At 57.7% G+C, this 26218-nt stretch carries 24 protein-coding genes; 11 read left to right on the forward strand and 13 right to left on the reverse strand.

All coding sequences use genetic code 11. The features are described 5' to 3' along the window. Window positions 1-174: 174 nt before the first annotated feature. The 5 genes from kdsB to BLV81_RS20450 form a co-directional block, all read right to left on the reverse strand. On the reverse strand, window positions 175-942 hold the full coding sequence (gene kdsB, locus BLV81_RS20430; RefSeq protein WP_092359722.1) for a 3-deoxy-manno-octulosonate cytidylyltransferase: 768 nt from the start codon (window positions 940-942) through the stop codon (window positions 175-177). 21 nt (window positions 943-963) lie between these two features. After that, window positions 964-1173 (reverse strand): Trm112 family protein, encoded by a 210-nt coding sequence (locus BLV81_RS20435; RefSeq protein WP_092359682.1) that lies wholly within the window; start codon window positions 1171-1173, stop codon window positions 964-966. After that, window positions 1154-2206: a tetraacyldisaccharide 4'-kinase gene (gene lpxK, locus BLV81_RS20440; protein WP_255365391.1), complete on the reverse strand. Its 1053-nt coding sequence runs from the start codon at window positions 2204-2206 to the stop codon at window positions 1154-1156. The genes BLV81_RS20435 and lpxK overlap by 20 nt, the downstream gene beginning before the upstream one ends. After that, complete coding sequence (locus BLV81_RS20445) at window positions 2193-2636, reverse strand: ExbD/TolR family protein (protein WP_092359685.1); 444 nt, start codon at window positions 2634-2636, stop codon at window positions 2193-2195. The genes lpxK and BLV81_RS20445 overlap by 14 nt, the downstream gene beginning before the upstream one ends. A 101-nt stretch (window positions 2637-2737) precedes the next feature. Then, complete coding sequence (locus tag BLV81_RS20450) at window positions 2738-3343, reverse strand: MotA/TolQ/ExbB proton channel family protein (RefSeq protein ID WP_092359724.1); 606 nt, start codon at window positions 3341-3343, stop codon at window positions 2738-2740. Window positions 3344-4019: 676 nt separating this feature from the next. Between BLV81_RS20450 and xseA the strand changes: the two genes are divergently transcribed. Continuing rightward, window positions 4020-5381, forward strand: a complete 1362-nt coding sequence (gene xseA, locus BLV81_RS20455; protein WP_092359687.1) for an exodeoxyribonuclease VII large subunit — start codon at window positions 4020-4022, stop codon at window positions 5379-5381. A gap of 161 nt (window positions 5382-5542) precedes the next feature. Beyond that, window positions 5543-6121, forward strand: coding sequence for a superoxide dismutase [Fe] (gene sodB / locus BLV81_RS20460; RefSeq protein ID WP_092359688.1), 579 nt, complete (start codon window positions 5543-5545; stop codon window positions 6119-6121). Window positions 6122-6222: 101 nt separating this feature from the next. Here the strand turns inward: sodB and BLV81_RS20465 are convergent, their stop codons facing one another. Beyond that, window positions 6223-6867, reverse strand: coding sequence for a TetR/AcrR family transcriptional regulator (locus tag BLV81_RS20465; protein ID WP_255365392.1), 645 nt, complete (start codon window positions 6865-6867; stop codon window positions 6223-6225). A gap of 201 nt (window positions 6868-7068) precedes the next feature. Between BLV81_RS20465 and BLV81_RS20470 the strand changes: the two genes are divergently transcribed. Next, entirely contained in the window at window positions 7069-8274 is a 1206-nt protein-coding gene (locus BLV81_RS20470; protein WP_092359689.1) for an acetyl-CoA C-acetyltransferase, read from the forward strand. A 76-nt stretch (window positions 8275-8350) separates the two neighbouring features. Further along, window positions 8351-10483: a 3-hydroxyacyl-CoA dehydrogenase NAD-binding domain-containing protein gene (locus BLV81_RS20475; RefSeq protein WP_092359691.1), complete on the forward strand. Its 2133-nt coding sequence runs from the start codon at window positions 8351-8353 to the stop codon at window positions 10481-10483. Between the two features lie 45 nt (window positions 10484-10528). On the opposite strand, the gene BLV81_RS20480 is transcribed toward BLV81_RS20475, so the two are convergent. From BLV81_RS20480 to BLV81_RS20495, 4 genes are all read right to left on the reverse strand, one after another. After that, window positions 10529-10846: an SCP2 sterol-binding domain-containing protein gene (locus BLV81_RS20480; protein ID WP_092359692.1), complete on the reverse strand. Its 318-nt coding sequence runs from the start codon at window positions 10844-10846 to the stop codon at window positions 10529-10531. Between the two features lie 32 nt (window positions 10847-10878). Next, window positions 10879-12027, reverse strand: a complete 1149-nt coding sequence (locus tag BLV81_RS20485) for a CaiB/BaiF CoA transferase family protein (RefSeq protein WP_092359694.1) — start codon at window positions 12025-12027, stop codon at window positions 10879-10881. 6 nt (window positions 12028-12033) lie between these two features. After that, window positions 12034-12954 (reverse strand): SDR family oxidoreductase, encoded by a 921-nt coding sequence (locus BLV81_RS20490; RefSeq protein WP_092359696.1) that lies wholly within the window; start codon window positions 12952-12954, stop codon window positions 12034-12036. 63 nt (window positions 12955-13017) lie between these two features. Next, complete coding sequence (locus tag BLV81_RS20495; protein WP_092359698.1) at window positions 13018-14157, reverse strand: acyl-CoA dehydrogenase family protein; 1140 nt, start codon at window positions 14155-14157, stop codon at window positions 13018-13020. 440 nt (window positions 14158-14597) lie between these two features. On the opposite strand from BLV81_RS20495, the gene ugpB reads away from it, so the two are divergent. The 4 genes from ugpB (at window position 14598) to BLV81_RS20515 (ending at window position 18884) form a co-directional block, all read left to right on the forward strand. After that, window positions 14598-15911: a sn-glycerol-3-phosphate ABC transporter substrate-binding protein UgpB gene (gene ugpB / locus BLV81_RS20500; RefSeq protein WP_092359728.1), complete on the forward strand. Its 1314-nt coding sequence runs from the start codon at window positions 14598-14600 to the stop codon at window positions 15909-15911. Between the two features lie 122 nt (window positions 15912-16033). Next, the gene (gene ugpA, locus BLV81_RS20505; RefSeq protein ID WP_092359700.1) at window positions 16034-16918 is read left to right on the forward strand and encodes a sn-glycerol-3-phosphate ABC transporter permease UgpA; all 885 of its coding nucleotides are present in this window, start codon (window positions 16034-16036) and stop codon (window positions 16916-16918) included. Between the two features lie 33 nt (window positions 16919-16951). After that, window positions 16952-17803, forward strand: a complete 852-nt coding sequence (gene ugpE, locus BLV81_RS20510) for a sn-glycerol-3-phosphate ABC transporter permease UgpE (RefSeq protein ID WP_092359702.1) — start codon at window positions 16952-16954, stop codon at window positions 17801-17803. A 1-nt stretch (window position 17804) separates the two neighbouring features. Further along, window positions 17805-18884 (forward strand): sn-glycerol-3-phosphate import ATP-binding protein UgpC, encoded by a 1080-nt coding sequence (locus BLV81_RS20515; protein ID WP_092359704.1) that lies wholly within the window; start codon window positions 17805-17807, stop codon window positions 18882-18884. Between the two features lie 45 nt (window positions 18885-18929). On the opposite strand, the gene BLV81_RS20520 is transcribed toward BLV81_RS20515, so the two are convergent. After that, the gene (locus BLV81_RS20520; protein ID WP_092359706.1) at window positions 18930-21362 is read right to left on the reverse strand and encodes a penicillin acylase family protein; all 2433 of its coding nucleotides are present in this window, start codon (window positions 21360-21362) and stop codon (window positions 18930-18932) included. A 77-nt stretch (window positions 21363-21439) separates the two neighbouring features. Next, window positions 21440-21673, reverse strand: coding sequence for a hypothetical protein (locus BLV81_RS20525; RefSeq protein WP_092359707.1), 234 nt, complete (start codon window positions 21671-21673; stop codon window positions 21440-21442). A 152-nt stretch (window positions 21674-21825) separates the two neighbouring features. Here BLV81_RS20525 and BLV81_RS20530 point away from each other — a divergent pair, with 152 nt between their 5' ends. Continuing rightward, entirely contained in the window at window positions 21826-22653 is an 828-nt protein-coding gene (locus tag BLV81_RS20530; protein WP_092359709.1) for a ferritin-like domain-containing protein, read from the forward strand. Window positions 22654-22689: 36 nt separating this feature from the next. Here BLV81_RS20530 and BLV81_RS20535 read toward each other — a convergent pair whose 3' ends face one another. Then, window positions 22690-23547 carry an amidohydrolase family protein gene (locus BLV81_RS20535; protein ID WP_176992916.1) on the reverse strand — a complete coding sequence of 286 codons (858 nt, stop codon included), beginning with the start codon at window positions 23545-23547 and terminating at the stop codon, window positions 22690-22692. A 211-nt stretch (window positions 23548-23758) separates the two neighbouring features. On the opposite strand from BLV81_RS20535, the gene BLV81_RS20540 reads away from it, so the two are divergent. Together BLV81_RS20540 and BLV81_RS20545 are read left to right on the forward strand one after the other, a co-directional pair. Beyond that, the gene (locus tag BLV81_RS20540) at window positions 23759-24433 is read left to right on the forward strand and encodes a response regulator (protein WP_092359711.1); all 675 of its coding nucleotides are present in this window, start codon (window positions 23759-23761) and stop codon (window positions 24431-24433) included. Beyond that, window positions 24423-25865, forward strand: a complete 1443-nt coding sequence (locus BLV81_RS20545) for a sensor histidine kinase (protein ID WP_092359713.1) — start codon at window positions 24423-24425, stop codon at window positions 25863-25865. Before BLV81_RS20540 ends, BLV81_RS20545 begins: the two co-directional genes overlap by 11 nt. Window positions 25866-26218 lie beyond the last annotated feature (353 nt).

Consider the following 26218-nt stretch of genomic DNA (forward strand, 5'->3'; position numbering starts at 1 on the left):
GTCTCCCGATATGCTTTTGCATTTAATTCTGCATGTGATTTTATTTATATCACGCTATCTTTGCATGAAACTTACCATACAATTTTACCAAACAGCCAGTCCGCAACACTATTTCTGTTGGTTCAACGATAATTTCCCGACATTTGCGTGACGCCTGCGCGTTTTCTTTGCACTTTATTCGGTACTAAAAAAGCGCCTTACCCGCTCCAGATCTTCCGGCGTATCGACGCCTGCCGCAGGCGTCGCCGCTGCAATATGCACCGCAATCGGGTAGCCATGCCAAAGCACGCGCAATTGCTCCAGCGCTTCGATCTGCTCCAACGGCGACACCGTCAGAGTCGGATAGGTTTGCAAAAAGCCGTTGCTGTATGCATACAGGCCGATATGCCGCAACGGCAAGTAGCCGGCCGGTAAATCCTGTCGTGACTGGGCGAAGCCATCCCTATGCCAAGGAATTGTTGCCCGTGAAAAATACAGGGCGCGCCCGGCCTGGTTCAAGACCACCTTGACCACATTTGGATTGAAAGCGTCGGCCGCGCAATCTATCGCATGCGCCGCGGTCGCCATCGGCACGTCGCCGGTGATCTGCGCCGCCGTAGCTGCGATCAACGCGGGATCGATCATGGGTTCGTCGCCTTGCACGTTGACCACCACCGCATCGGCGGCCAGCCCCAATGCCGCCGCCACTTCGGCAATGCGGTCGGTACCGGACGGATGATCGGCGCGCGTCAGCCGCGCGGCGATGCCATGCCGGGCGCACACTGCCAGGATTTCCGCATGATCGGTGGCCACGATCACCTGTGCCGCTCCCGATTGCGCAGCGCGCTCGGCGGTGCGCACGATCATTGGTTTGCCGCCGATATCGGCCAGCGGTTTGTTCGGCAGGCGAGTCGATGCCAGCCGCGCCGGAATGATGACAGTGAAAGGTCTGGTCGGATTCACAATATGCACAATACGCGCCGCCTACGCCGCCGGCGACGCATCTGCAGCTGCCCCCGGTCCGGCCGGCATGGTCAGGTCACGCGCCTGATCGGCCCACATGATAGGGATGCCGTCGCGAATCGGGTAGGCCAGCCTGTCGGCGTTGCAAATCAGTTCCTGGGCTTTTTTATCGTAATGCAGCGGCCCTTTGCAGATCGGGCAAACCAGGATGTCAAGCAGTTGGGTGTCCACGGAGTTTCTCCAGAATTTGATGTATTTGATGCGATAACGCGGCGTCAATCTGAGCTGTCACAGGAACGACCCAGATCCGCGGATCATTCTTGATGGAAGCTATTTGCCGACATTTTACTGCATCCTTTTCCGTAATCAGGATGAACTCGGCTTGCAGCGCTGCAAATGGCTTGTCGGAAAAATCATGATGATCGGGCAAGGCCAGCGCTTCGAATACCAATCCAGCCGCAGTCAGCATCGAAAAAAACCGTTGCGGATTGCCGATGCCGGCAGCGGCGGTAATCCGCAGTGCCGGGTCCTGCAAGCTGGCCAGCGCCCTCACCCGGCTCGCATCGCCAAGCTGTACCGCTTGCTCGCCAACCAGCTGCATGCGGACAGTCGAAGCCGGCATCGAGGCTGGAATGGTTGCCGCATTCACCACGGTAAAATCACGCCGGCGCGATGGCGGTTCACGCAAGGGCCCGGCCGGCAGCAGCCAGCCGTTGCCGACACCGCGCGCATCGAACAGCACGATTTCGATATCGCGTTGCAGACGATAATGTTGCAAACCGTCGTCCGACAGAATCAGGTTGACCTCGGGGTGCGCTTGCAGCAATGCCTCGGCGGCGGCCACCCGGTCGCGGCCCACCACCACCGGGCATAGCGCGCGGCCGGCAATCAGCACCGGTTCGTCGCCCACTTCGGCGGCCAGCGATGTGCCGCTTACATGGCGTACCGCGGGCTGTCCGGCGCCGGACTGAGCCGCATACCCGCGCGAGATCACGCCAGGCACATAGCCTGCTTCCCGCAGCGCTTGCACCAGCCAGATAGTCAGCGGCGTCTTGCCGGTGCCGCCGACAAAAATATTGCCTACCACGATCACCGGCACCGGCAAGCGTGTACTGGCTAGCCAGCCCGCTGCATACAGGCGGCGCCGCAGCGTCGCCACCAGGCCGAACAAGAGCGACAACGGCCATAACAGACAGGCCAGCAGACCGCGCCGCTGCCAGGCGGCGCTCAGCGTCGATTCAAGTGAAGATTTATTTGTGGCCACTAGTCTGGGCAGCAAACGTGATCTTGTCGAAACCGGCCAGACGCGCGGCTTCCAGTACATTGATCACAGTCTGGTGGGTAGCCATGGCGTCAGCGTTGATGATCACCACCGGGTCGCCCTTTGATTGGCCAGTCCCGCTGCCGGCTTGCGCGGCATTCTTCAGATCGAGCGCCAATGACGCCGCATCTTTCGACGACACCTGCACGTTATTGACGGCGTACTGGCCCTGCGGATTGACCGCCACGTTGATTTCCAGCGGCTGCACCATGGCCTTGTCGGCATCGGCAGTCGGCAAGGTAATTTGCAGCGCTGTAAATTTACTGTAGCTGGTGGTGACCATCAGGAAAATCACGATCACCAGCAGTACATCGATAAACGGAATCAGATTGATTTCGGGGTCTTCGCGACCTTTTCCCTTACGGAAATTCATATATTTATTTTCTATGCAATTTAACTATCTAATCAGTTGGGGACAGAGTAACTCGCCACGCTACGGTGGCTCTTAAACTCTATCCCGCAATTGTTTTTGATTTATTTACGCGCGCCGTGAACAGTATCGACAAATTTTACCGCCTGCTGCTCCATATCCACGATGAAGCTATCCACCAGCGCCCGGAAGTGCCGATAGAAAACCAGCGCAGGCATGGCAATCGCCAGGCCGAACCCGGTGTTGTACAGGGAGACAGAAATGCCGTGGCCCAATTGTGCAGGATCGGCGCCGGCGCCATTGGTTGCGCCAAAAATTTCGATCATGCCGACCACGGTGCCGAACAAACCCATCAACGGCGCCAGCGACGCAATGGTGCCGAGCGTGGTCAGGAAACGCTCCAATTCATGTGCTGTGGCCTGGCCGGCTTCTTCAATCGACTCTTTCATCAGTTCGCGCGGTGCGTCGACGTTACGCAGGCCGGCAGCCAGCACCCGTCCCAGCGGCGAATTGGTTTCCAGATTGGTAAGAACTTCAGTATTGATCTTGCCGTTGTGATAAACCCGTATCACTTCTTGCAATAACTGCGGCGGCAAAATGCGCGGCCGACGCAGGTATACCAGACGTTCGATAATCAATGCGGTGGCAATGATGGAGGCAATTAACAAAAACCAGATCGGCCAGCCCGCAGCTTGAATAATGGCAAACAAAAGAAACTCCTTGGTGAAATCGCATTCAATATCGACAAATGCAGATGAGGGGTTCATCAGCATGGATGCAGAATGTAACTTGTTGAAGCCTTGTGAGCAAGCGCGAGTAGCGTTGCGAGGCGGAAATTTTACGACTAACTCATCAATGACGAAGCAATGACTGAGCAAGGCGCCAAGTTCCGCACATATTATGTGAACAAGATTGTGGACAAGTACCTAACTCAGCAGCGAAGTCCATGATTTCAAAGGATTTTTTTGTACTGCATGAAAAACGTGCAGACTTTGCCTGCGGCGCGCGGCCAAAGTTCTCCACAGATTTTGGGGATAACTTTGTGAACAAGCACACTGGAATCACACGAAGTCCTTGATTGGAAACGCTTTTCCGCTACTGTCACGGATAGCTGCAAATGCGCCTGAAACGGCGTTTTACGGATGGCGACTACGATTTTTTGCATCTTTCATGATCGTTTTAGCATGGCGTGCCCTGCGGATATCCACAAAGTTTCGCCTACCCATAGTTACCCACAGATTATGTGGATAAGCTTGTGTGCAAGCACACTGCAATCTGAGCAAGCCCTTGATTTGTTTCGCTTTTCCATTGATGTTCAGCGACCGTGCTTTACAATGTCAACGCTGCGGCGCATCACCCGCGAATAAAGACTCCTTGAAAGCCCGTATGAATTTTTCCAGCACCACCGACAACCATTCCAGCGGACCGCCAGTACTGACCGTCTCCGCCTTGAATCAAGCTGTTGCGCGCATGCTGGAACGCAGCTTTCCACTAGCCTGGGTCTCAGGCGAGATATCGAATTTCAAAAGCTACGCCTCCGGCCACTGGTACTTCACGCTGAAGGACGACGCGGCGCAAGTGCGCGGTGTGATGTTCAAGGGCCGCGCCCAGCATGCCGGCTTCACTCCGCGCGACGGCGACAAGGTTGAAGTGCGGGCGCTGGTGACGCTGTATGCTGCGCGCGGCGACTACCAGCTCAACGTCGAAGCGATCCGGCGCGCCGGGGTCGGCAATCTGTATGAAGCATTCCTACGCCTGAAAGAGAAGCTGAATGCGGAAGGTTTATTCGATCCGGCCCGCAAACGGCCGCTGCCGCAATTCGCGCGCTGCATCGGCATCGTCACCAGCCTGCAGGCGGCGGCGCTGCGCGACATCTTGAGCGCACTGGCGCGCCGCGCGCCGCACGTGCGTGTGATCCTGTATCCAACGCCGGTGCAAGGCGACGGCGCGGCGGAAAAGATCGCGCGCGCCATCAATACCGCCGCCGCGCGCGCCGAATGCGAACTGCTGCTGGTGTGCCGCGGCGGCGGCAGTATCGAAGACCTATGGTCGTTCAACGACGAAGCGGTAGCGCGCGCCATCGTCGCAGCGCCGATGCCGGTGATTTCCGGCGTCGGCCACGAAACCGATTTCACGATTGCCGATTTTGCCGCCGACTTGCGCGCCGCCACCCCCACTGCCGCCGCTGAACTGGCAACGGTGCCGCGTGCCGACTGGCTGGCGACGCTGGAGACGCATGCCGATGACCTGACACGCGCCTTGCGGCGCCAGCTCGGCGAAGCCAGCCAGACCCTGGACTGGCTGAGCCGTCGCCTGACCAGCCCGGCAACCACCATCGCCCATGAACGACTCAAGCTGCAAAGCCTGCAAGCCAGGCTGCTGCACGCCACCCGCATCCCGCTAACCCAGTCGCGTTACGCGCTGCTCAATCTGCGCACGCGCCTGGCCGCTCACATCCCCAGCACCGTGGCGCCACGCAATGCATTGCTGGAACAAAGCCGGCGCCTTAGCGGCGCCATGGCCGCGCAAAGCCGGCATGGCCGCCAGGCGCTGGCGGCGCTGAATGCGCAGCTGGAACTGCTCAATCCGCAACGCACGCTGGAGCGCGGCTACGCCATCATCTCGGATGCCAAGGGTCATGTGATCCGCACGCCGCAGGCCTTGCAACCGCGCCATGTGATCACGGTGCAATTGGCTGAAGGCAGCGCCAAGGTCGGCATAGACAGCGTGCAGGCTACACTCGGTTAAGACTGATTAGTAATTAGTAAAGGATTAGTAAAGGCAAGAAGAATTCGTCAGCATGCTGCATGGATCAGCTAAGCGCTTTACAATAGCCCTTTCCTGGAAACTGTTCTGAGATGTATAGGCAACAGCTTCTTTGTAATCCCAATAAAACTATAGGACACAATATGGCACACACACTCCCGCCCCTGCCGTACGATATGGACGCATTGGCTCCACACATCTCCAAGGAAACCCTGGAATATCACTATGGCAAACATCACCAGACCTATGTGACTAACCTGAACAACCTGATTCCTGGCACAGAATTCGAAAACGCATCGCTGGAAGACATCGTCAAGAAATCTTCCGGCGGCGTTTTCAACAATGCAGCGCAAATCTGGAACCACACTTTCTACTGGAACAGCCTGTCGCCAAAAGGCGGCGGCGCCCCGACCGGCGCATTGGCAGATGCGATCAACGCCAAGTGGGGTTCGTTCGACAAATTCAAGGAAGAACTGACCAAAACTGCAATCGGCACTTTCGGTTCCGGCTGGGCCTGGCTGGTAAAGAATGCTGACGGTTCGCTCGGCCTGGTATCGACTTCCAACGCAGCCACACCGCTGACCACCGACGCCAAGCCTTTGATCACGGTCGACGTATGGGAACATGCTTACTACATCGACTACCGCAATGCCCGTCCAAAATACCTGGAAGCATTCTGGGCATTGGCGAATTGGGAATTTGCTTCGCAAAATTTCGCATAAAAATTTCGCATAAGACAAACTTGTGGCGGTCGATAAGGATTCAAAAACTCATCGACCTCACATGTAAAAATAGCGCTGGCTTTACCGCCAGCGCTATTTTTTTATCCGCGCCTCGAATTTTCTTGAACCTGCTCCGGTCTGGCGATCGCCCGCCACAGCATTTTGAACAGTGCATTCGCCTGCAGCGCCAGCGGCTCCTTTTCGCCGCGCATCGTATGCATATGCACCAGCCTTTCCAGGATGCCGATGAAATAATCCAGCAGGATTTTTTCATCCACTTCATCAGTCAACACGCCTTGCGCACGGCCGTCGGTCAAGGTCTTCATCAATACTTCCATCATTTCCGGTTGCCGGAAAGTGCGGTCGCGCCCCCATGCGCTGATCTGCAGCGAACTCATGATGAGCTGGCTTACCTTGGGATTACGGTCAAAAAAATCCAGCACGACCCAGAACACCTTGCGCAATTTGTCCTGGCAACTCTCGATGCCCTGCAAGTGATCGAGCATGCGCGAAGCCAGCGTGCCCAGCCAGGCTTCCAGACAGGCAAACAGCAGCGCCTCCTTGCTGCCGTAGTATTTATAAATTGTCTGCAGGGAGACGCCGGCGGCGCTGGCGATCTCACCGAAACTGACGCTATGGAATCCGCGTTCTGAAAACAAATCCAGCACTGCGCTCTCTATCCTCTGCCTGATCAGAGGCTTGAGCAAGGCGCGGTCCAGTACGATTTTCTGTTTTTCCGATGGCATGGGTTAATTGTGATTATGTTATATGTGTAATTATTATTACGTCTTTGACGCACGCAATTCAGCGCGCCGGTTTAGAGTGAATTACCAATTGACGCTGGCCATTGCCTTCACTAAAGTGGGTGTTCAGCACGAGTCGGACGCCAAGCGAGACATCAAGCAAAGTGTAATTTCAATTACCAGAACATACAAGCCGGAGACGCTATGACTGAAGCCTATATTTTCGATTCCGTACGAACCCCGCGCGGCAAGGGCAAGAAAGACGGCCGCCTGCATCAGGTAACGCCGGTCAATTTGCTGGCCCAGTTGCTGCAAGCGCTGGAACAACGCAACCGCCTTGATACCTCGCAGGTCGACGACGTGGTACTCGGCTGCGTGACGCCGCTCGGCGAGCAAGGCGCGGACATCGCCCGCACCGCAGTGCTGTATGCCGGCTGGGACCAGTCGGTGCCGGGAGTGACGCAATCGCGGTTTTGCGCCTCGGGCCTGGAATCTGTCAACCTGGCGGCGATGAAAGTCATGTCTGGCCAGGAACAGCTGGTGGTGGCTGGCGGCGTTGAAAGCATGTCGCGCTGGGCCATGGGCTCGGATGGCGGGGCCTGGTTCATGGATCCGCGGGTCAACCAGATCACCGGCTTTGCGCCGCAAGGCATAGGCGCCGACCTGATCGCGACGCTGGAAAACTTCTCACGCAGCGACGTCGATAATTTTGCGCTGCAATCGCAACAGAACGCTGCGCGCGCCCGCGCCGAAGGCCGTTTCAACAAATCCCTGATTGCAGTCAGGGACCTGAATGGCATGGTGATACTGGATCATGACGAATACATCCGCGCCCAAACCACGATAGAGAACCTGGCGGCGCTGAATCCGGCCTTCGAGCAAATCGGCCAGATGGGCTTCGATGCGACGGCGCTGCGTAAATACACTACTGTCGAAAAGATCAACCATGTCCATCATGCCGGGAATTCCTCCGGCATCGTCGATGGCGCCGCGCTGGTATTGGTCGGCAGCAAAGAAATGGGCCAGAAACTGGGATTGAAACCGCGTGCCAGGATCGTCGCCGCCGCCGTCACCGGCTCGGAGCCGACCATCATGCTGACCGGCATCGCCCCCGCCGCACGCAAAGCGCTGGCCAAGGCCAAGATGGCGGCGCAGGATATCGACCTGTTTGAAATCAATGAAGCGTTTGCCGCAGTTGTCATGCGCGCCGTCCGCGATCTCGATATCGACCCGGGCCGGGTCAACGTCAACGGCGGCTCCATCGCCATGGGGCATCCGCTGGGTGCGACCGGCGCCATGATTCTCGGCACCGCGCTGGACGAGCTGGAACGCAGCGGCAAGGCGACGGCCTTGATCTCGCTGTGCGTCGGCGGCGGCATGGGTATCGCCACCATCATCGAACGAATTTGATCATTGAGGGCAAGAGTTTAAGAGCCGCCGCAGCGTGGCGGATTACCCTGCCCCCGACACCTTAGAAAGCCAGATCATGAGTGTAAATTTCCAAAAAGATGCGGACAATATCGTCACCTTGACCCTCGACATGCCCGGGCGTTCGATGAATGTCTTGAACGAGGCGCTGACCGCGCCGTTCATGGCAGCGATTGCCAATATCGAAGCCGATCCCGCCATCGCCGGCGTCATCATCACCTCGGGCAAGGCGGATTTCGTCGCCGGCGCCGACATTGAAAAACTGTTTCAAATCACCGAAGCGCAAGCCGCTTTCGATCTGGCGCAGGAATTCAAAGGCTTGCTGCGGCGCCTGGAACTGTGCGGCCGGCCGGTAGTGGCTGCACTCAACGGCACCGCACTGGGCGGTGGACTGGAGCTGGCGTTGGCCTGCCATTACCGCATCGCCATCGACAATCCGAAAGCCAAATTCGGCCTGCCCGAAGTCAAGCTCGGCCTGCTGCCAGGAGGCGGCGGCACGCAGCGCTTGCCACGCATGATCGGCATCCAGAGCGCATTGCAGCTGATGCTGGAAGGCAAGGAGCTACGCGCCGAAGAAGCGCTGCAACAAGGAATCGTGCAAGAGCTGGCAAGCGACAGGGAAGATCTGCTGGCAAGAGCCAAAGCCTGGTGCCTCGCCAACCCCAAGGCAAAGCAACCATGGGACGACAAGAAATTCCGCTGGCCGGGCGGCGACTCGAGAAGCCCGGGCAACGGCCAGCTGTGGGCGATCGCGCCCTCGATGGCAAGCGCCAAGACCCATGGTAACTATCCGGCAGCCACCAACATCATGAGCTGCGTATTCGAAGGCGGCATTGTCGATTTCGATACCGGCTGCGAAATCGAATCGCGCTACTTCGTCAACTGCGCCTTGTCGCCGGTCGCGAAGAACATGATCGGTACGCTGTGGTTCCAGCTCAACGCCATCAACAAGGGCAAGTCGCGGCCGCAAGGCATTGCTCCATCCAAAGTCCGTAAGGTCGGGATACTTGGCGCCGGGATGATGGGCGCCGGCATTGCCTACGCCTCGGCCAAGGCAGGCATAGAAGTGGTGCTGCTGGATAACAGCATGGCAACCGCGGAAAGCGGCAAGGACTACTCCGGCAAACTGCTCGACAAGGCGATCCGGCGCAAGCAGCAAACTGCGGAAGGCAAGGAAACTTTGCTGAACCGTATCAGGCCGACCGTGGATTTCAACGATCTGGCAAGCTGCGATCTGATTATCGAGGCCGTCTTTGAAGATCGCCAGGTCAAGGCAGAGGTCACCCGGAAAACCGAGGCGTTGATCAGTCCAGACGCGGTGTTCGCATCGAATACCTCAACCTTGCCGATCACCGGCCTGGCGCAAGCCAGCGTGCGGCCGGAAAACTTCATCGGCCTGCATTTCTTTTCACCGGTAGACAAGATGCCGCTGGTTGAAATCATCATCGGCCAGCATACCAGCCCGCAAACGCTGGCGCGTGGTTTCGACTATGTGCAGCAGATCAAGAAAACCCCGATCGTGGTCAACGATTCGCGCGGCTTTTACACCTCGCGGGTATTTGGCACTTACGTGATGGAAGGCTTGAAACTGCTGATGGAAGGCCAGCATCCGCGCGCGATCGAAATGGCCGGCCTGCAGGCCGGCATGCCGGTTGGCCCGCTGGCGGTGCATGACGAAGTCAGCCTGTCCTTGTCGCTCCACATCCTGGAACAGACCCGCAAGGATTTCGCCGCGGCTGGCCAGACTTTTGCCGGCCATCCGGCCGATCCCGGGCTGGAAAAAATGGTGAAGCAACTAGACCGTAAAGGGAAGAAAGCCGGCAAGGGGTTTTATGATTACCCCGAGAATGCAAGCAAGCATCTGTGGCCCGGTTTGCAGCAGGCCTTTCCGCTCGCTGCAACACAGTTGCCGCAAAAGGATTTGATTGAGCGCATGATGTTTGTGCAAGCCAACGAAGCGGCCAAATGCTATGAGGAAAAGGTGGTGATGACTGTCGCCGACACCAATATCGGCAGCATTTTCGGCTGGGGCTTTGCGCCGTTTCAAGGCGGCGCACTGCAATACATCAATGCCTATGGCGTCGCCAATTTTGTCAAACGGGCGCATCAGCTCTCGGCGCAATTCGGCAGCTATTTCGCGCCGGCGGCAATATTGGTGAAAATGGCGGAACAAGGCAAGCACTTTGAATGACATGATGCGGCTCTTCATCGACGCCGATGAAGGACCGCAGGTAATTCAGGCAATCTTGCTGGCGTCAAACAAAGTAGGAATCCGCTGGGCGAGCATCATGTCGCCCTTCAGTTTCAGCTTGCCGCTCATGAACGCCATGGCACCGTTCAGCTCCCCCTTCAGCATCGCCTTCAAATCCTCATCCGCCATCGTCAGCGCTACGTCTGCAGTATCGAGCACGCCTTCATGCGCGGTGCATGTTCCGTGATCGATCAGCAGGTACATCGGGTTAGCAATATCGAATTGTATGCTTTTTTCCATATCCGCCGCGGCGACCGTATTCAAGCCGGACGGCATGAGTTTGATGATGTCGTTGACTGTCATTTCATTTCCTCTGGTTAATTAAAAAATCTGTTTCAAATCGCACCACTGGCGGACAATGCCGCCAAGGCGGCTTCATCCAATCCCAGCTCTGCCAGCACGTTGTAGGTATCCGCTCCCAATGCCGGGCAGTCGCCGCTGCCGGCGCCAAGTGCATCGCTGAACTTGATCGGCAAATCCGATAAGGGCTTGCCGTCTTCCATCCGGATCAGGCCGCGCGCCTTGACTTGCGGATTGTCCAGCGCCTCCTGCGGCGTATAAATGCCTGACACGCAGCAGTCGCGGTCCGCCAGCAGCAGCTCCCATTCATCGCGCGAGCGGGTCTTGAACAATTCGCTCAGAGCCGTCCTCAGGGTTGCGCCTGCCGGTCCCGGCACCAATGGCATGGCGGCCAGGTCGAGGCGGCCGACCGCGTTACAGAAATTGAGGAAGAATTTGGGTTCCAATGCCGCCATTGCGACGTGTTTCCCATCGGCGCAGGCGTAGATGCTGTAGTTGGCCAGGCCGCCGCTCAACATGTCGTTGCCGCGCGCCCTGCCCTCGCCCAACGTGCGGATAGTGGCCAGCGATAAGGTCTGTAGCGCCAGCGTGCCGTCAAGCATGCCGACGTCGACCATGGTGCCCTGCCCCGAGGCACGCGCGCCAATCACTGCCGCCAGAATGCCGAGGGCGCAGGTCAAGGCGCCGCCGGCCAGGTCCGCGCTTTGGAAATTCGACAGCACCGGCGCGCCGTCGGCAGCGCCGGTTTGATCCAGCAAACCGGCATACCCGCAGTAGTTCATGTCGTGCCCGGCCCTGTCTTTATAAGGGCCGGTCTGCCCATAACCGGTCAGCGCAGCGTAGACCAGGCGCGGGTTGAGCAGCTTCAAGCCTGGATAACCGCACCCCAGTTTATCCATCACGCCGGGCCGGAACGATTCGATCAGGACGTCGGCCTGGGCCGCCATCTTTTTAAGAATCGCGACAGCCTCCGGCTGCCGCAGATCCAAGGTGACCGATTGCTTGCCGCGATTGAGCAGAGTGAATAATTCCGGCGCCAGCATGCGGGCGTAATCACCGCCTTGCGGCTCTTCCAGCTTGATGACCTCGGCTCCCAGTTGCGCCAGGTAAAAACTGCAAAAGGGGCCAGGCAGCAAACGGGTCAGATCAAGCACCCGGATGCCGGACAAAAGCGGATTAGCCATTGTGGATCAGGGCTTACCTTGACCGAATGGCGAGCCTGCACCCTGCACGATAGACATCAACGACTCGCCTATGTTCCTGGGATAGGTGACGTCATCGAAATCGCAGATCTGTTGCCATCTCTCTGCCACCTCTTCGGGGCCGAAGGCCTGTCCCTGGAAGTGCTGGCCTTGCGTACGCTGCCAGCGCAGCTTGGCATGGAAACCGGCGCCGACCTCGAACAAGCTGCCGTTCTCCTTGCAGCTTGCGTGACATAGATACGCCGCCAGCGGCGCGACATACTCAGGCTTGAGCGCTTCCAGCATTTGCGGCGGCATCACCGTTTCCGAGATACGCGAACCGGCCAGCGGTGCAATCGTGTTGACCAGCACGTTTTTGGCGGCGCCTTCAATCGCCAGCGTATTCGCCATGCCGATCAAACCCATCTTCGCCATGCTGTAGTTGGCTTGACCGAAATTGCCGTAGATCCCTGCCGCCGAGGTGGTCATGACGATGCGGCCGAAGCCTTTGTTGCGCATATGCGGCCACGCGGCATGGGTGACGCGGAAAGCGCCGAGCACGTGAATCCGATAGATCAGATCCCAGTCGTCCTCTGTCATCTTGGCAAAACTGCTGTCGCGCAAAATGCCGGCATTGTTGATCACGATGTCGATGCCGCCAAAATGATCGAGGGCGGTCTGCACGATCCGGGCGCCGTCTTCCACCGAATCGTAGTTGGCAACCGCGATGCCGCCGGCCGCCTTGATCTCTGCCACCACCTGATCGGCAGCCGCACTGGACTTGCCGCCGCCATGGACGTCGCCGCCCAGGTCATTCACCACCACCTTGGCGCCGCGCGCTCCCAACAGCAAAGCGTGTACCCGTCCCAAGCCGTTGCCGGCGCCGGTGATAATCGCCACGCGACCGTCGTAACGCAATTCGTTTTGCATAGCTATGTCTTTATTTATTGAGATATTTATATATTAATTTATTGAAAATCGAAAAACCGGGATTCATATTGACCGAGAAATAATCTCTTTCATGATTTCATTGGTGCCGCCATAAATGCGCTGGGCACGGGCATCGACATAAGCGCGCGCGATAGGATATTCTTGCATGAAACCGTAACCGCCATGCAATTGCAGGCACTGGTCCAGCACTTTCCCCTGCAAGTCGGAGCACCAATATTTGGCGGCGGCGGCGGCATCGACCCGCAACTCGCCCGCGACTTCCAGCTCGATGCAACGATCGACGAACACACGGGCGATCTGCAATTCGGTTTTCATCTCGGCCAGCTTGAAGCGCGTGTTCTGAAACGACGACACGGAACGGCCGAAGGCCTGCCTGTCGCGCGTGTACTCGATAGTTGCAGTGAGCATCGCTTCGGCGTTGGCCACCGACGTGATCGCAATCAGCAAGCGCTCCCAAGCCAGCTCCTGCATCAGCATGCTGAAACCGGCGCCGACCTGGCCAACGATATTGCTCTTCGGGACCCGCACATTCTCAAAGAACAGCTCACAGGTATCCTGGGCTTTCATGCCGATCTTCTTCAAGGGCTTGCCTTTGCTGAAACCGGGCCGGTCGGCTTCGATCACCAGCAACGACACATTCTTGGCGCCGCGGGCCTTGTCGCCGACCTTGACCGCCACCACCACCATGTCGCTGTTATAGCCGTTGGTAATGAATATCTTGGAGCCGTTGACGATGTAGTCGTCGCCATCTTCCAGCGCCGTGGTTTGTATCGCCTGCAAATCCGATCCGGTGCCGGGTTCAGTCATCGCGATCGCCGTGATCGCCGTGCCGGCGGCCATCTTCGGCAACCAGGTTTGCTTCAATTCTTCGCTGCCGTAGCGCAGCAGGTAAGGCGCCACGATGTCGGAATGCAGCGGCCAGCCGATGCCCGAGGCGTTGCTGCTGGCCAGTTCTTCCAGCACGATGGTGCTGAACTTGCGGTCGACACCGGAGCCGCCGTAGTTTTCCGGCATATTGGTGCACAGGAAGCCCAGTTCGCCGGCGCGCCGCCAGATATCGCGATCGACAAAACCCTGCTCTTCCCAACCGGCGTGGCGCGGCAACACCTCGGCCTGCAGAAAGCGCCGCAGGCTTTGGCGAAACTCTTCGTGGTCTGAATTGAATAACTGACGCGGGATCATGCGCAGCTCCGGCAAACGGCGGCATGGCCGCAGATGAGCTTGCCGGCGGTGCGGCAGATAAGCGCACAGGCAGTCGCTTGGTTCATGGTGTCTCCTGATATTCTTATTGTGTAATTTAATTTACACTTACATCGATTCCAAGTCAAAAATAAGCTGGAAATAGGGTATTTGAGAATACACCGGTTTTCAATATGAAAGCTAGAGACCTGTCTCGAACTAAAGGTAATTTTTATTACACAAATGTCCATCTTCGACGCCATGCACATCCAGCCGTGGCAGGCGACAAATAAGGTCCGCATGGCTGCTTCGATTGTGCAATGGAAAACAAACATTGCGCCGCCTGCAAGGTCACCTATAGAATCCGGCTTTATAGCGAGGCGACAGCTGTCACGCGGTCGTCACATCGATTCGCTACCATTAAAAATTTTACGGGGGCCCTGATGAAATTGAAATTCAAAGCACTTGCCATCGCCTGCACGCTGGCGACCATGAGTATTTCAGCCCATGCCGCCACCGAGATATCCTGGTGGCATTCGATGGCCGGCGCGCTCGGCGATCGGGTCAACGGCCTGGCCGACGAATTCAACAAGAGTCAGACCGAATACAAGGTAGTCCCGGTATACAAGGGCGCCTACGACGAAGCCATGGCTGCGGCAACCGCCGCGTACCGCGCCGGCAACGCCCCCGATATATTGCAGGTATTCGAAGTCGGCACCGCCACCATGATGTATTCCAAGGGCGCCATCAAACCGGTGTCGGAAGTCATGAAGCTGGCCGGCGAACCGTTCGATCCGGCGGCCTACGTGCCGGCTATCGGCGGCTACTACGCGGCGCCCAAAGGCGCCGGCCTGTTGTCTCTGCCATTCAACAGCTCGACCACCGTCATGTTCTATAACAAGGACATGTTTGCCAAGGCCGGCCTCGATCCGAACAAGCCGCCAGTCACCTGGACCGAGCTCGCGGCCGACGCCGCCAAGGTGAAAGCCAGCGGCGCCAAATGCGGCTACACCACGACCTGGCAGTCCTGGGTCGAACTGGAATCGTTCTCGACCTGGCATAACGTCGAATTCGCCTCCAGGAACAATGGCTTCGACGGCCTTGATACCCGCCTCAAGTTCAACAGCCCGCTGCACGTCAAGCATATCCAGAACCTGGCCAACTGGGCCAAGCAAGGCTTGTTCACCTATGCCGGCCGCAAGGATGAGGCAACTTCGAAATTCTATTCCGGCGAATGCGGCATGCTGACCGGTTCATCTTCCAGCTATGCGGATATCGCGAAAAATTCCAAATTCAAGTTTGGTATCGCTACCTTGCCGTATTACAACGACGTTCCCGGCGCGCCGCAAAACACCATGATCGGCGGCGCTTCGCTGTGGGTCATGGGCGGCAAGAAAACCGAGGACTACAAAGGCGTGGCCAAATTCTTCAAGTTCTTGTCGCAGCCGGAAGTGCAGGCCAAATGGCATCAGGAAACCGGCTATCTGCCGACCACTCTGGCCGCTTACGAAATCACCCGCAAATCCGGCTTCTATGACCGCAATCCCGGCACCGACGTTCCGGTCAAGCAGATGATCACCAAGACGACCGACAAGTCGCGCGGCATCCGTCTCGGCAACATGCCGCAGATCCGCACCATCATCGACGAAGAATTGGAAAACGTCTGGACCGGCAAGATTACTGCCAAACAGGCTTTGGATACGGCGGTGGAACGCGGTAATCTGTTGCTCGATCGGTTTGAAAAAACCAACAAGTAAAACAAGCTGATACCTCGTCTTTCCCGCAGCACGCAGGGTGGCCATTTTTGCCCACCCTGCGAAATTGCAGCTTCGCCTTACCCTGAAATCCCGCATCGCCGCGGACGATAGAAAGTCCCATCGTGGAAAAACGCGCTCGCTTCAAGTCTGCCTGGCTGCCCTATGCCCTGGTGGCGCCGCAGATCATTGTCACCCTGTTGTTCTTCGTCTGGCCAGCGGTGCAAGCCCTGTACCAGTCGATGCTGCTGCAAGATGCCTTCGGCGGTTATTCGGAATTCGTCTGGTTCGACAATTTCCGCACGCTGTTCGCCGACAGCAATTACCTCGGCTCCTTCAAGACCACCGCCGTTTTCTCGGTGCTGGTGGCGGTACTCGGCCTGTCCTTGTCGCTGATCCTGGCCGCCTTCGCCGATCGTGTGATCAAAGGTGCGGCAATCTATAAAACCTTCCTGATCTGGCCTTACGCGGTATCGCCGGTGGTGGTCGGCGTGCTGTGGATGTTCATGCTCAGCCCGACGCTGGGGATTGTCTCCCACTGGCTGCATTACGTCGGCGTCGACTGGAATCACGTATTGAACGGCCGCCACGCCATGATCCTGATCGTGATCGCCGCCGTCTGGAAACAAGTCAGCTACAACTTCCTGTTCTTCCTGGCCGGACTGCAATCGATACCGAAATCGCTGATCGAAGCAGCCGCAATTGACGGCGCAGGACCGGTAAAACGGTTTGCGACCATCGTTTTCCCGCTGTTGTCGCCCACCACCTTCTTCCTGCTGGTGGTGAATATCGTCTACGCCTTTTTCGACACCTTCGCAATTATCGAAGCCACCACCCAGGGCGGCCCCGGCAAGGATACCGAAATCCTGGTCTACAAGGTATTCATCGACGGCTTCAAAGGCGGCGACCTGGGCGGCGCCGCGGCGCAGTCGGTGATCCTGATGACCATCGTCATCGTGCTCACCGTGCTGCAATTCAAGTATGTCGAAAAGAAAGTCCAGTACGCATGAAGATCCTCGCTGAAAATGCTCTGAAAGACGGCCATGATTGAGCGCCGCCCCATCCTCGACCTGATCAGCCACCTGGTGCTGCTGCTGGGTGTCGTCATCATCGCCTTCCCGCTTTACGTAGCTTTCGTCGCCAGCACGCAAACCGCCGAGCAGGCAGCCGCCGCCCCCTTGTCCCTGCTGCCCGGCACGCACCTGATCGAAAACTACAGCGCGCTGTTGACCAAGGGTGCATCCGGCAACGTCTCGGCGCCGCCGGTGGCGCGTATGCTGACGGTGAGCCTGATCTCGGCACTGGCGATCGCCATCGGCAAGATTTCGATTTCCATGCTGTCTGCATTTGCCATGGTGTACTTTCGCTTTCCCGGGCGCTCGTTCTTCTTCTGGATGATTTTCATGACCCTGATGCTGCCGGTGGAAGTACGTATCACGCCGACCTATCAGGTGGTCTCCGATTTCCACATGCTCAATACCTACGCCGGCTTGACCATACCGCTGATCGCGTCGGCCACCGCCACCTTCCTGTTCCGCCAATTTTTCCTGACCATCCCGGATGAACTGGCGGAGGCGGCGCGCATCGACGGCGCCGGGCCTTTGCGTTTTTTCAAGGATGTGATCTGGCCGCTGTCGCGCACCAATATCATCGCGCTGTTCGTGATCATGTTCATCTACGGCTGGAACCAGTATCTGTGGCCGCTGATGATCGCCACCAAGCAGGACATGTATCCGATCGGTATCGGCATCAAGACCTTGATTGTCGGCGGCGATTCGGCGGTGGAATGGAATATGGTGATGGCCACTTTGGTGCTGGCGATGTTGCCGCCTGGCCTGGTGGTGGTGGTGATGCAAAAGTGGTTTGTGAAAGGATTGGTTGATTCCGAGAAGTGATATGGCAAAAGTACACCTAGAGAACGTCAAGAAAACCTACGGCAAGGCGCCCAAGGCGGTCGATGTCATCCACGGCATTTCGATCGATATCGCCGATGGCGAATTCATTGTCATGGTGGGTCCTTCCGGCTGCGGCAAATCGACCTTGCTGCGCATGGTGGCAGGACTGGAAGAAATCACTTCCGGCGACATCGTCATCGGCGACCGCGTGGTCAACAAGCTGGAGCCGAAAGACCGCGACATCGCCATGGTGTTCCAGAACTATGCTCTGTACCCGCACATGAGCGTGTACGAGAACATGGCTTACGGCTTGAAGATACGCGGCCTGGGCAAGGACGACATCGAGACGCGCGTGCAAAAGGCGGCCAAGATCCTGGAGCTCGGCACCCTGCTGCAACGCACGCCACGCCAGCTCTCCGGCGGCCAGCGCCAGCGGGTGGCGATGGGACGCGCGATCGTGCGCGAGCCGGCGGTATTCCTGTTCGATGAGCCGCTGTCCAACCTGGACGCCAAGCTGCGCGTGCAGATGCGCCTGGAAATCCAGAAACTGCATCGCACGCTGGGCACTACCAGTTTGTATGTCACGCACGACCAGGTTGAAGCCATGACCTTGGGCCAGCGCATGATCGTCATGAATGGCGGCCGGGCCGAACAGATCGGCACGCCGGCCGAGGTCTATGCCAAGCCGGCCACCACCTTTGTCGCCAGTTTCATCGGCTCGCCGCCGATGAACCTGTTGCAGGGCCGCCTGGCGGAAGACGGCGGCAGCTTCACGCTAGCCAACGCCGACGCCATCAAGCTGCCGTTCATCCACCACGCCATCGCCGGCCATGATTGCATCATGGGCCTGCGGCCGGAGCAGTTGATCTTCGGCCAGCCTGGCTTGACGATGCGCGCGGAACTGGTGGAAGCGCTAGGCGCCGATCTACTGGTGCATGCATCGATCGGAGACCAACTGCTGGTGATGCGGGTGCCGGCGGTGACTGCAGTCCAAGCCGGACAGAAAATCACTGCAGGTTTTGACCCGGCAGCTTTGCACTGGTTTAATTCGCAGACCACGCAACGTATCGAGCTTGCATAAAGCAAGGGCGCTGATCGGCGCCCTTGTTGCCATCTGCCCGCGGCTTCAATTGCCCGGCTGCAGGCGAATCCTCTCGGTCGCGGCTTTCTCCACCGCCGCACGGGAATATAGCAAAGGGAAATACTCGCCCTTGAGCCACTTGTCTGCCAGATCGCGATAGTGCGGGCTATCTGGATCACCCGATTGCCCAGGTGAATTGACCACCCGCGAGTTATCCCAGTTGCCGACATCGACCACCACCCGGAACGAAGGGCCGTTGGTTTGCAGGAAATCGCTGCTGCGATAAGTTGACTGATTGGGAGAGTAGGCGCCGCCGTGAGCAGGCATGGGTCCGACATTCAATTTTGCGCGGGTGGCGTCGTCCACTGCGGCGGCCAGGGGATGCTCCATCAGGTTGTGATGCAGTTTTCCCCATTGCCATTGGCTGGCGTCGCCGCCTTGCAATTTTTGCAGCTCGGCATAAGCCTCGCTCAAGCTGGTCAGCAATAACTGGTCGCGCTTTTGCATCGCGTCAGGGCCGAAACGCGGCGCTGGCTGCTCCAGGCTATCCAGCAATACGGCGACGTCCGGCGCGCCCATTGCGTTGGCTGCGGCCGGGCTTAACACTGCAGCCTTGAACGCTTTACCCAAATGACGCGAAAGCCAGACCTCAAACAAGGCAGCCTGCGGCGAATCGGCGCGCTCGATGAAATCCCAGCCGGTAAACAGGTTCAGCGCCGCCTGGGTCTGGGCATCGCTGGAGGATAACGGCTTCAGCAGCGTCGCCAGACGCCTGGCAGGAATCGACAGATCGTCATTTTGCAGACGCATGGAATCTTCCAGCGAGACTTTGTCCAGCGACGACAACACCTCGCTGATACGCGTGAAGCGCGAATTATTGGTCCACTCAAAACCCAGCTTGCGTTCGCGGTAGGGATAACTGTCCGGCAAATTCACTTGATTGGCCGATGCAAACCAGCCTTGCTTCGGATTGTAGCTGGAGGGCAGCTGATCGCCGGACCAGAAGCCGGCCCATTCGTAACGGCCGTCGCCAGGCACCGGCAGCAAGCCATCCCAGTTAGGACGAATCGGCGCCAGCCCGCCCGGCACCCAGCCGATATTGCCCTTGGTATCGGCATACACCTGGTTCTCGGTCGGCGCGCCCCAATGCAGCAAGGAATGCTTGAACTGGGCAAAATTCCTGGCGCGCATGTAATCTATGCTGCCGAAATAAGGCGACATGCCGGGCTCCAGCCAGCCGGAACGCACCGCGAAGGCGCGGTTCTTTTCCGACTCGACAAAAATCACAGGACCATGCCGGCTGAATGTCAGCTCGGCATCGACCGGCGCTGCGCCCTTGACCTGGATTTGTTCCGTGATGACTTTAAACGGCTCCCATTTACCTTGATATTTGTACTGATCCGGGTGTTCAGGATTGAGCTGATAAACGTACAAATCTTCCTGATCGATATTAAAAATCGTCAGGCCGAAGGCGACACTGCCGTTGTGTCCGATCGAAATGCCCGGCAAAGCCGGTTCGCCGGCGCCGATGACATTCAATCCCGGCGCATTGATGTGAGCGATATAGCGCAAGGACGGCGTCGAATACGCGCGATGCGGATCGTTCGCCATGATGGCGCGGCCGGTGGCGGATTTTTGCGGCGCGATTACCCAGTTATTGCTGCCTTCCGCGACCTCTTCTGGACTCTCCGCAACGGCCATCACCACGGTATCGCTCTGCGCACTCTGCAAGCTGTCTTTACTGATCTTCACACCCTGGGTGGCGAGCTGGAATACCTTCAGCAAGTCTTTCGGCAGGCAAGGATCCAGCCCGTCCGGCATCACCGCCTCCCATTTTGGCGTCAAGCCAAGGCGGATTTCATCGGATTTCAGATCGGCTTTGCAAGCGACGTTGGCGCGCGCCACTTCACTGCTCAGGTTGCGCGTCAAACCGTGGCTGCGGATGCGCACCACGTCATCCGCCTGCCATCGGGCCGGCGCATAGCCGAGCTGTTTGAACTCGAACGGCAATTGGTCCGGATGGGCGTGGACGTAATCGACATAGGCATTGATGCCGGCGACGAAAGCATGCGCCACCTGCTGCGCATGCGGACCGTAGGATTGCCACTCGCGCTGCATGTCGCCGCGGTATAGAAACAGCCTGGCGGCGCGGTCTTGCCGGACATAGGCGGGACCGAATACCTGCGCCAGTTGCCCCAGGCCGCGGCGGCGCCACAGATCGATCTGGAACAGGCGATCGCGGGCCGCGTTGAAACCCTGGACAAAAAAGGCGTCATCCTGATTCGCAGCGTATATGTGCGGCACACCCCATTGGTCTACCAGGATTTCTGCAGGTTTTTTCAACCCTGCGATCTTGTAGGCGACCGTCGGCACTTGCAGCGCGTCTCTGGCCTGGCTTGAAGTTACCGTCAGCAGCACCAACAATGCCGCCGCACACGGGGCAAACCGGGAATATGCCGGAAATAGCGATCGTTGCATAAGCACCCGTCTCTTTTGTATTTTATGTATTTACACATCAACTATTGCCAGGCACAACGGCTCTCGCCGGGTCAATCCTACTCCGTCAGCGCAACCAGGTTATCTACCTCGATTTTGGCAAACTCCACGCTGCTGTCGTAGGCCGTATCCAGGCTGGCGTGCGCACTTTCGGTATTGGTGCGGCTGGAAACGCTGGCGCCGGCTTTCAAAATCTGGTAACCGTCATGCCACAGATCGTCGTGACCCTGCACCGGCTTCGGCACGATGACGTAACCGCGATATTCGACGTTTTGTTTGGTTTGATCGCTCATATTGGCCTCGCTGCAAAATAAGCCTTAATCGTAGCATGAGCTTGATATCCACACATTCCGGCAAAATCGTGTACCTTGAACCTATTATAGAAGCGAGCGTCTTACCTGTAAGTAAGTTCTATATCAGTCACAACCACATGGAGAGATTGATTATGCACAAAGGTAGCGAAGAGAATACGCACTGGAAAATCGCCGACCTGGATTTTTCAAAAATTGATACCGCACAGGTCCGGCCCGACGAAAACCTTTTCTATCTGGTCACATGCGCTTCGTTTGTCGAAAGCGGCTCCCATTTGTATACGCAAAATCTGGTGGATTATTACGGCGACGAGCCGGAAATTTCCAATTGGTTGCGGGAGCAATGGGAAGTTGAAGAGTTGCAGCATGGCCAGGCGCTGCGTGCCTATGTCGAGCACATATGGCCCGAATTCGACTGGCAAACCGCCTATCACAATTTCCTCGATGAATATTCGACCTATTGCAAGGTCGAGTTGCTGGAGCCCAGCAAAGGTTTGGAAATGGTGGCCCGCTGCGTGGTGGAAGCCGGCACCGCCACTTTCTACAGCGCCTTGTCGCGCAGTACGGATGAACCGGTACTAAAAGACCTGGCGTCGCGCATTGCCAGGGATGAAGTGAATCACTACAAACACTTCTTCCGTTATTTCCGTCGTTTCCGGCAGCACGAGGGATTGCGCCGGCATCGCATCTTCGGCGCCTTGCGCCGTCGTACCCTGGAAATGAAAAATGAAGATGCCGCCTGCTCCCTGCGCCACGTACTCAGCGCCAGAGCGCCGCAGCATGCCGGCGACCAGGCCATGCTGCAACAGATCCACAGCAAGATGAACACCACCATACGCAACCATCTGTCGCCCGACATGACCATCAAGATGATCATGCGGCCACTGGATCTGCCGCATGCGGTGCAATCGCTGGTGACCTATCCGGTTACCCAAATCATGAACAAGGTGTTCCTGCGTTAAGCGGGCAACTATACCTTCGCGTTCCCTCGCTTGCCGTTACAAGCGATAGAAACGCTGCGCATTCAAGCCCATGACTTGTTGACGCTGGAGCGGCTCGAGATCGCTCAGCAAAGTATCGGTAGCCGCCAGCCAGCGCCCATAATCGCCCGCCAGCCTGACTACCGGCCAGTCGCTGCCCCAGATCACCCGCTGCGCACCGAACACCTCTAGCACATGGGCGACATACGGCTGCAATTGCGCAAGCTGCCAGTCGGCCGCAGCCTCGGTCACCAGCCCGGATAACTTGCAATACACCTGCGGCAATGCCGCCAGGCGGGTAATCGAGGCCCGCCAAGGTTCCAGTGCGGCGCTGGCAATCTGTGGTTTGGCCGCATGATCGATGACAATCGGCAACTCCGGGTAACGTTCTGCGAACTTCAGCAAAGCCGGCAACTGACGCGGCAGCACCAGCGCATCCATGCTCAGCCGATGGCGTTGCATCGCGGCGATCGCCGGCGCCAGCAGCGGATCGTCAATCCAGTCGTCGGCCAGATCCTGCAGCATCGGCCGCAGGCCGCGCATTTTCGGATGGCTGGCCAACAGCTGTATCTGCTGTTCAGCATAGGCAGCTTTCAAATCGGCCCAGCCAACCACCGCCCGGACAAACGCATTGCGCTCGGCCAGGCTGAGCAGGAACAAGGTATCGCTCATGCACGGCAAGGATTGCACCAGTACGCTGCCGCTGATGCCATATTGCTGCAGCAAGGGCGCAAGTTGTTCTGGCAGAAAATCGCGGTAAATTTCCGCCAGCTCTGGCGGCGGCCATTGTCCGGCGCGATTCGCCAGCAGCCAGAAATGCTGGTGGGCATCGATGCGCAAAGGGGAAGGCGCCGTATCGGCATGCGTATTGTCCATCTCAGATTAGTGTCCTTTGCAGTGCTGACGGACCGCCTCACCCATATTAAAGGTCCATTGGATGGACCAATACTAGCATGCGAGATTTTGGCCAGGCAATTGAAAATTTGCCGGCGCCTCGATTTATTGGTAGCCAAGTCTGGGCTCGCCTTTCATAATCCGCCTCAGCGCCAAGATCTGTCATGGCGAGCTCCCCGAGACGGAAACAAATATGCGAATTTTGCTGGTAGAAGACAACAGGCCACTATCCGAATGGCTGGCGCTTACCTTACATCGCAATAAATACACTGTCGATTGCGTCTATACCGGCGCCGACGCCGACCATTTATTGCTCACCCAACAATACGAGTTGGTGATCCTAGACATGTCTCTGCCAAAACTGGATGGCAGCGAAGTACTCAAGCGGCTGCGCGCCCGCCACAACAACGTGCCGGTGCTGATCCTGACAGCCAATAACTCGGTCGAAGGCCGCATCGTCGGCCTCAATGCCGGCGCCGACGACTATATGGCAAAACCGTTCGACGTCAACGAACTGGAAGCGCGTATCCGCGCCCTGCTACGCCGTTCCAACCAGCAGCGCAACCCGATCCTGCAGTGCGGTTCGCTAAGCTACGACAGCAACAGCCTGATCTTTTCGATAGACGGTATTGCGCTCACCCTGACCCGCCGCGAGCATGCGGTGCTGGAAACGCTGATCATGAAAATGGGCAAGACCGTCAGCAAGCAAGCTCTGGCGGAGAGCCTGTACGCGATGGCTGAAGACGTGTCGCAGGACGCCATCGAAGTCTATATCCACCGGATCCGCAAGAAGCTGGAACGTGGCGACGCCGCCATCATCACTTTGCGCGGGCTCGGCTATTTGCTCAAGCAGCACAATGAAAGCTAGCACCCGGCCGCTGCGCAGCCTGCGCACGCAGCTGCTGCTGTGGCTGCTGGTGCCGCTGATACTGTTCGTCGGCTTCAACATCTGGGTTACCTACACCAACGCGATCCAGATGGCCACCGTGGTTCACGACCGGATGCTGCTTGGGTCGGCGCGCATCATCGCTGAACAGATACACTATGAAGACGACGTATTGCAGGTGATGATTCCCCCTGCCGCGCTCGAGCTGTTTCAATCGGATTCGCATGACCGCGTGTACTACCGCGTGGTGGCGGCTAACGGCACCTTGCTGGCCGGGCAGCTTGACTTACCCGATCCGCCGCACAAACCGCATAGCGAGGAAGCGGTCTATTTCAACGCCAGCTTTCGCGACGACCCGGTGCGCATTGTCGCTTTTTCGCAACCGGTGTTCGGCGTTCCCGCACAGGGATCAGTCCTGATCGAAGTGGCGCAAACCCAGCATTCCTACAAAGCGCTGTCGGACCGCATGTGGGAACACACAGTGCTGCAACAACTGGCGATATTGGTACTGGTCGTGCTGCTGCTGCTACTGGGATTGCGCCATGGCCTGGCGCCGATGATGCGCCTGCGAGACCGCGTGCAGCGCCGCAAACCAGGCACCCTGGAAGCACTTGATACGGCGCCGGTGCCGACCGAACTGGCGCCGCTGGTGCACGCCATCAACGACTATGTGCAGCGGCTGGATGATCATATGTCGGCGCACGGGCGTTTCATCGCCAATGCTTCGCATCAGCTGCGTACGCCGTTGACGGTGCTCAACACACAGGTCAATTACGGCCTGCGCAGCGACGACGCACAAACCAAGGATGCTGCGCTGCGTGCGATCAACAAAGGCGTGCAGCACGGAATCCGGCTGGTCAACCAGTTGCTGACGCTGTCCAACGCCGAAACGGGCATCGGCCATCCTCTGCGCCAAACCGATGTCAATCTGATCGAGATAGTGCAGACAGTTTTAGAAGAACTGGCAACGCTGGCGCAGACCAAGAATATTGATCTCGGCTTCGAGTTTCACGGCACCCCGGTGATGGTCCATGCCACGCCATCGATGCTGGAGGAACTGGTCGCCAACCTGGTCGACAACGCGCTTCGCTACACGCCGGCCGGCGGCATAGTGACTATTACGGTAACGGGCGATGCAACCGTCGCCAGGCTGTGCGTTGAAGATAACGGCCCGGGCATTCCCGTGGCTGAACGGGAGCATGTGTTCGACCGCTTCTATCGCCTGCACCAGGACCGCTCGGACGGCTCCGGCCTGGGCCTGGCTATCGTGCGCGAGATTGCCCTGGCGAGTCAGGCTGAGATTGCTTTGTCGTGTCCGGCTAGCGGCCGCGGACTGATCGTTACGGTCAATTTTCCGGCGTTGCCGAAGAAAGCCGGCGATGCTAGCGATGCGGAGGAGCCGCATCCGCCATGAAAAGTTGATGTTTTTTTCCAGAAAGCAACGTTTAGCTTACAGAAGCAAGATATAGTTTTCAGCGTTGTGGCGCAAAACCCACAGTACCGGGGCAGGCATTTCACGCTCTGAAAGCAATCAGTAAGCTAGTGAATTTTATAGTTTGCCTACTGATCCGCACGATCAGCAATTCAACTATAAAGTTCTGGAGACAACATGAAAAAATCGCTATTAGCGTTAGCTGTTCTGGGGACGATCGGCTGTATCAATACAGCGTCGGCACAATCCAATGTCACCGTATATGGCCTGATCGATGCCACCATCAGCACCGTCAATCATGCTGACAAGAACGGCGACCGCCTGACCGGCATCCC

Source organism: Collimonas sp. OK242, assembly GCF_900107095.1.
GTDB lineage: Bacteria > Pseudomonadota > Gammaproteobacteria > Burkholderiales > Burkholderiaceae_D > Collimonas.

Excerpts from the sequence above, each read along its gene's own strand:
- xseA (WP_092359687.1), top strand. The coding sequence starts at position 4,020 with ATGAATTTTTCCAGCACCACCGACAACCATTCCAGCGGACCGCCAGTA.
- BLV81_RS20465 (WP_255365392.1), bottom strand. The coding sequence starts at position 6,867 with ATGCCATCGGAAAAACAGAAAATCGTACTGGACCGCGCCTTGCTCAAG.
- BLV81_RS20470 (WP_092359689.1), top strand. The coding sequence starts at position 7,069 with ATGACTGAAGCCTATATTTTCGATTCCGTACGAACCCCGCGCGGCAAG.
- BLV81_RS20540 (WP_092359711.1), top strand. The coding sequence starts at position 23,759 with ATGCGAATTTTGCTGGTAGAAGACAACAGGCCACTATCCGAATGGCTG.
- BLV81_RS20490 (WP_092359696.1), bottom strand. The coding sequence starts at position 12,954 with ATGCAAAACGAATTGCGTTACGACGGTCGCGTGGCGATTATCACCGGC.
- BLV81_RS20520 (WP_092359706.1), bottom strand. The coding sequence starts at position 21,362 with ATGCAACGATCGCTATTTCCGGCATATTCCCGGTTTGCCCCGTGTGCG.
- BLV81_RS20530 (WP_092359709.1), top strand. The coding sequence starts at position 21,826 with ATGCACAAAGGTAGCGAAGAGAATACGCACTGGAAAATCGCCGACCTG.
- BLV81_RS20495 (WP_092359698.1), bottom strand. The coding sequence starts at position 14,157 with ATGATCCCGCGTCAGTTATTCAATTCAGACCACGAAGAGTTTCGCCAA.
- BLV81_RS20485 (WP_092359694.1), bottom strand. The coding sequence starts at position 12,027 with ATGGCTAATCCGCTTTTGTCCGGCATCCGGGTGCTTGATCTGACCCGT.
- BLV81_RS20535 (WP_176992916.1), bottom strand. The coding sequence starts at position 23,547 with ATGGACAATACGCATGCCGATACGGCGCCTTCCCCTTTGCGCATCGAT.
- BLV81_RS20475 (WP_092359691.1), top strand. The coding sequence starts at position 8,351 with ATGAGTGTAAATTTCCAAAAAGATGCGGACAATATCGTCACCTTGACC.
- BLV81_RS20515 (WP_092359704.1), top strand. The coding sequence starts at position 17,805 with ATGGCAAAAGTACACCTAGAGAACGTCAAGAAAACCTACGGCAAGGCG.
- sodB (WP_092359688.1), top strand. The coding sequence starts at position 5,543 with ATGGCACACACACTCCCGCCCCTGCCGTACGATATGGACGCATTGGCT.
- ugpB (WP_092359728.1), top strand. The coding sequence starts at position 14,598 with ATGAAATTGAAATTCAAAGCACTTGCCATCGCCTGCACGCTGGCGACC.
- ugpE (WP_092359702.1), top strand. The coding sequence starts at position 16,952 with ATGATTGAGCGCCGCCCCATCCTCGACCTGATCAGCCACCTGGTGCTG.
- BLV81_RS20545 (WP_092359713.1), top strand. The coding sequence starts at position 24,423 with ATGAAAGCTAGCACCCGGCCGCTGCGCAGCCTGCGCACGCAGCTGCTG.
- BLV81_RS20445 (WP_092359685.1), bottom strand. The coding sequence starts at position 2,636 with ATGAATTTCCGTAAGGGAAAAGGTCGCGAAGACCCCGAAATCAATCTG.
- BLV81_RS20480 (WP_092359692.1), bottom strand. The coding sequence starts at position 10,846 with ATGACAGTCAACGACATCATCAAACTCATGCCGTCCGGCTTGAATACG.
- BLV81_RS20525 (WP_092359707.1), bottom strand. The coding sequence starts at position 21,673 with ATGAGCGATCAAACCAAACAAAACGTCGAATATCGCGGTTACGTCATC.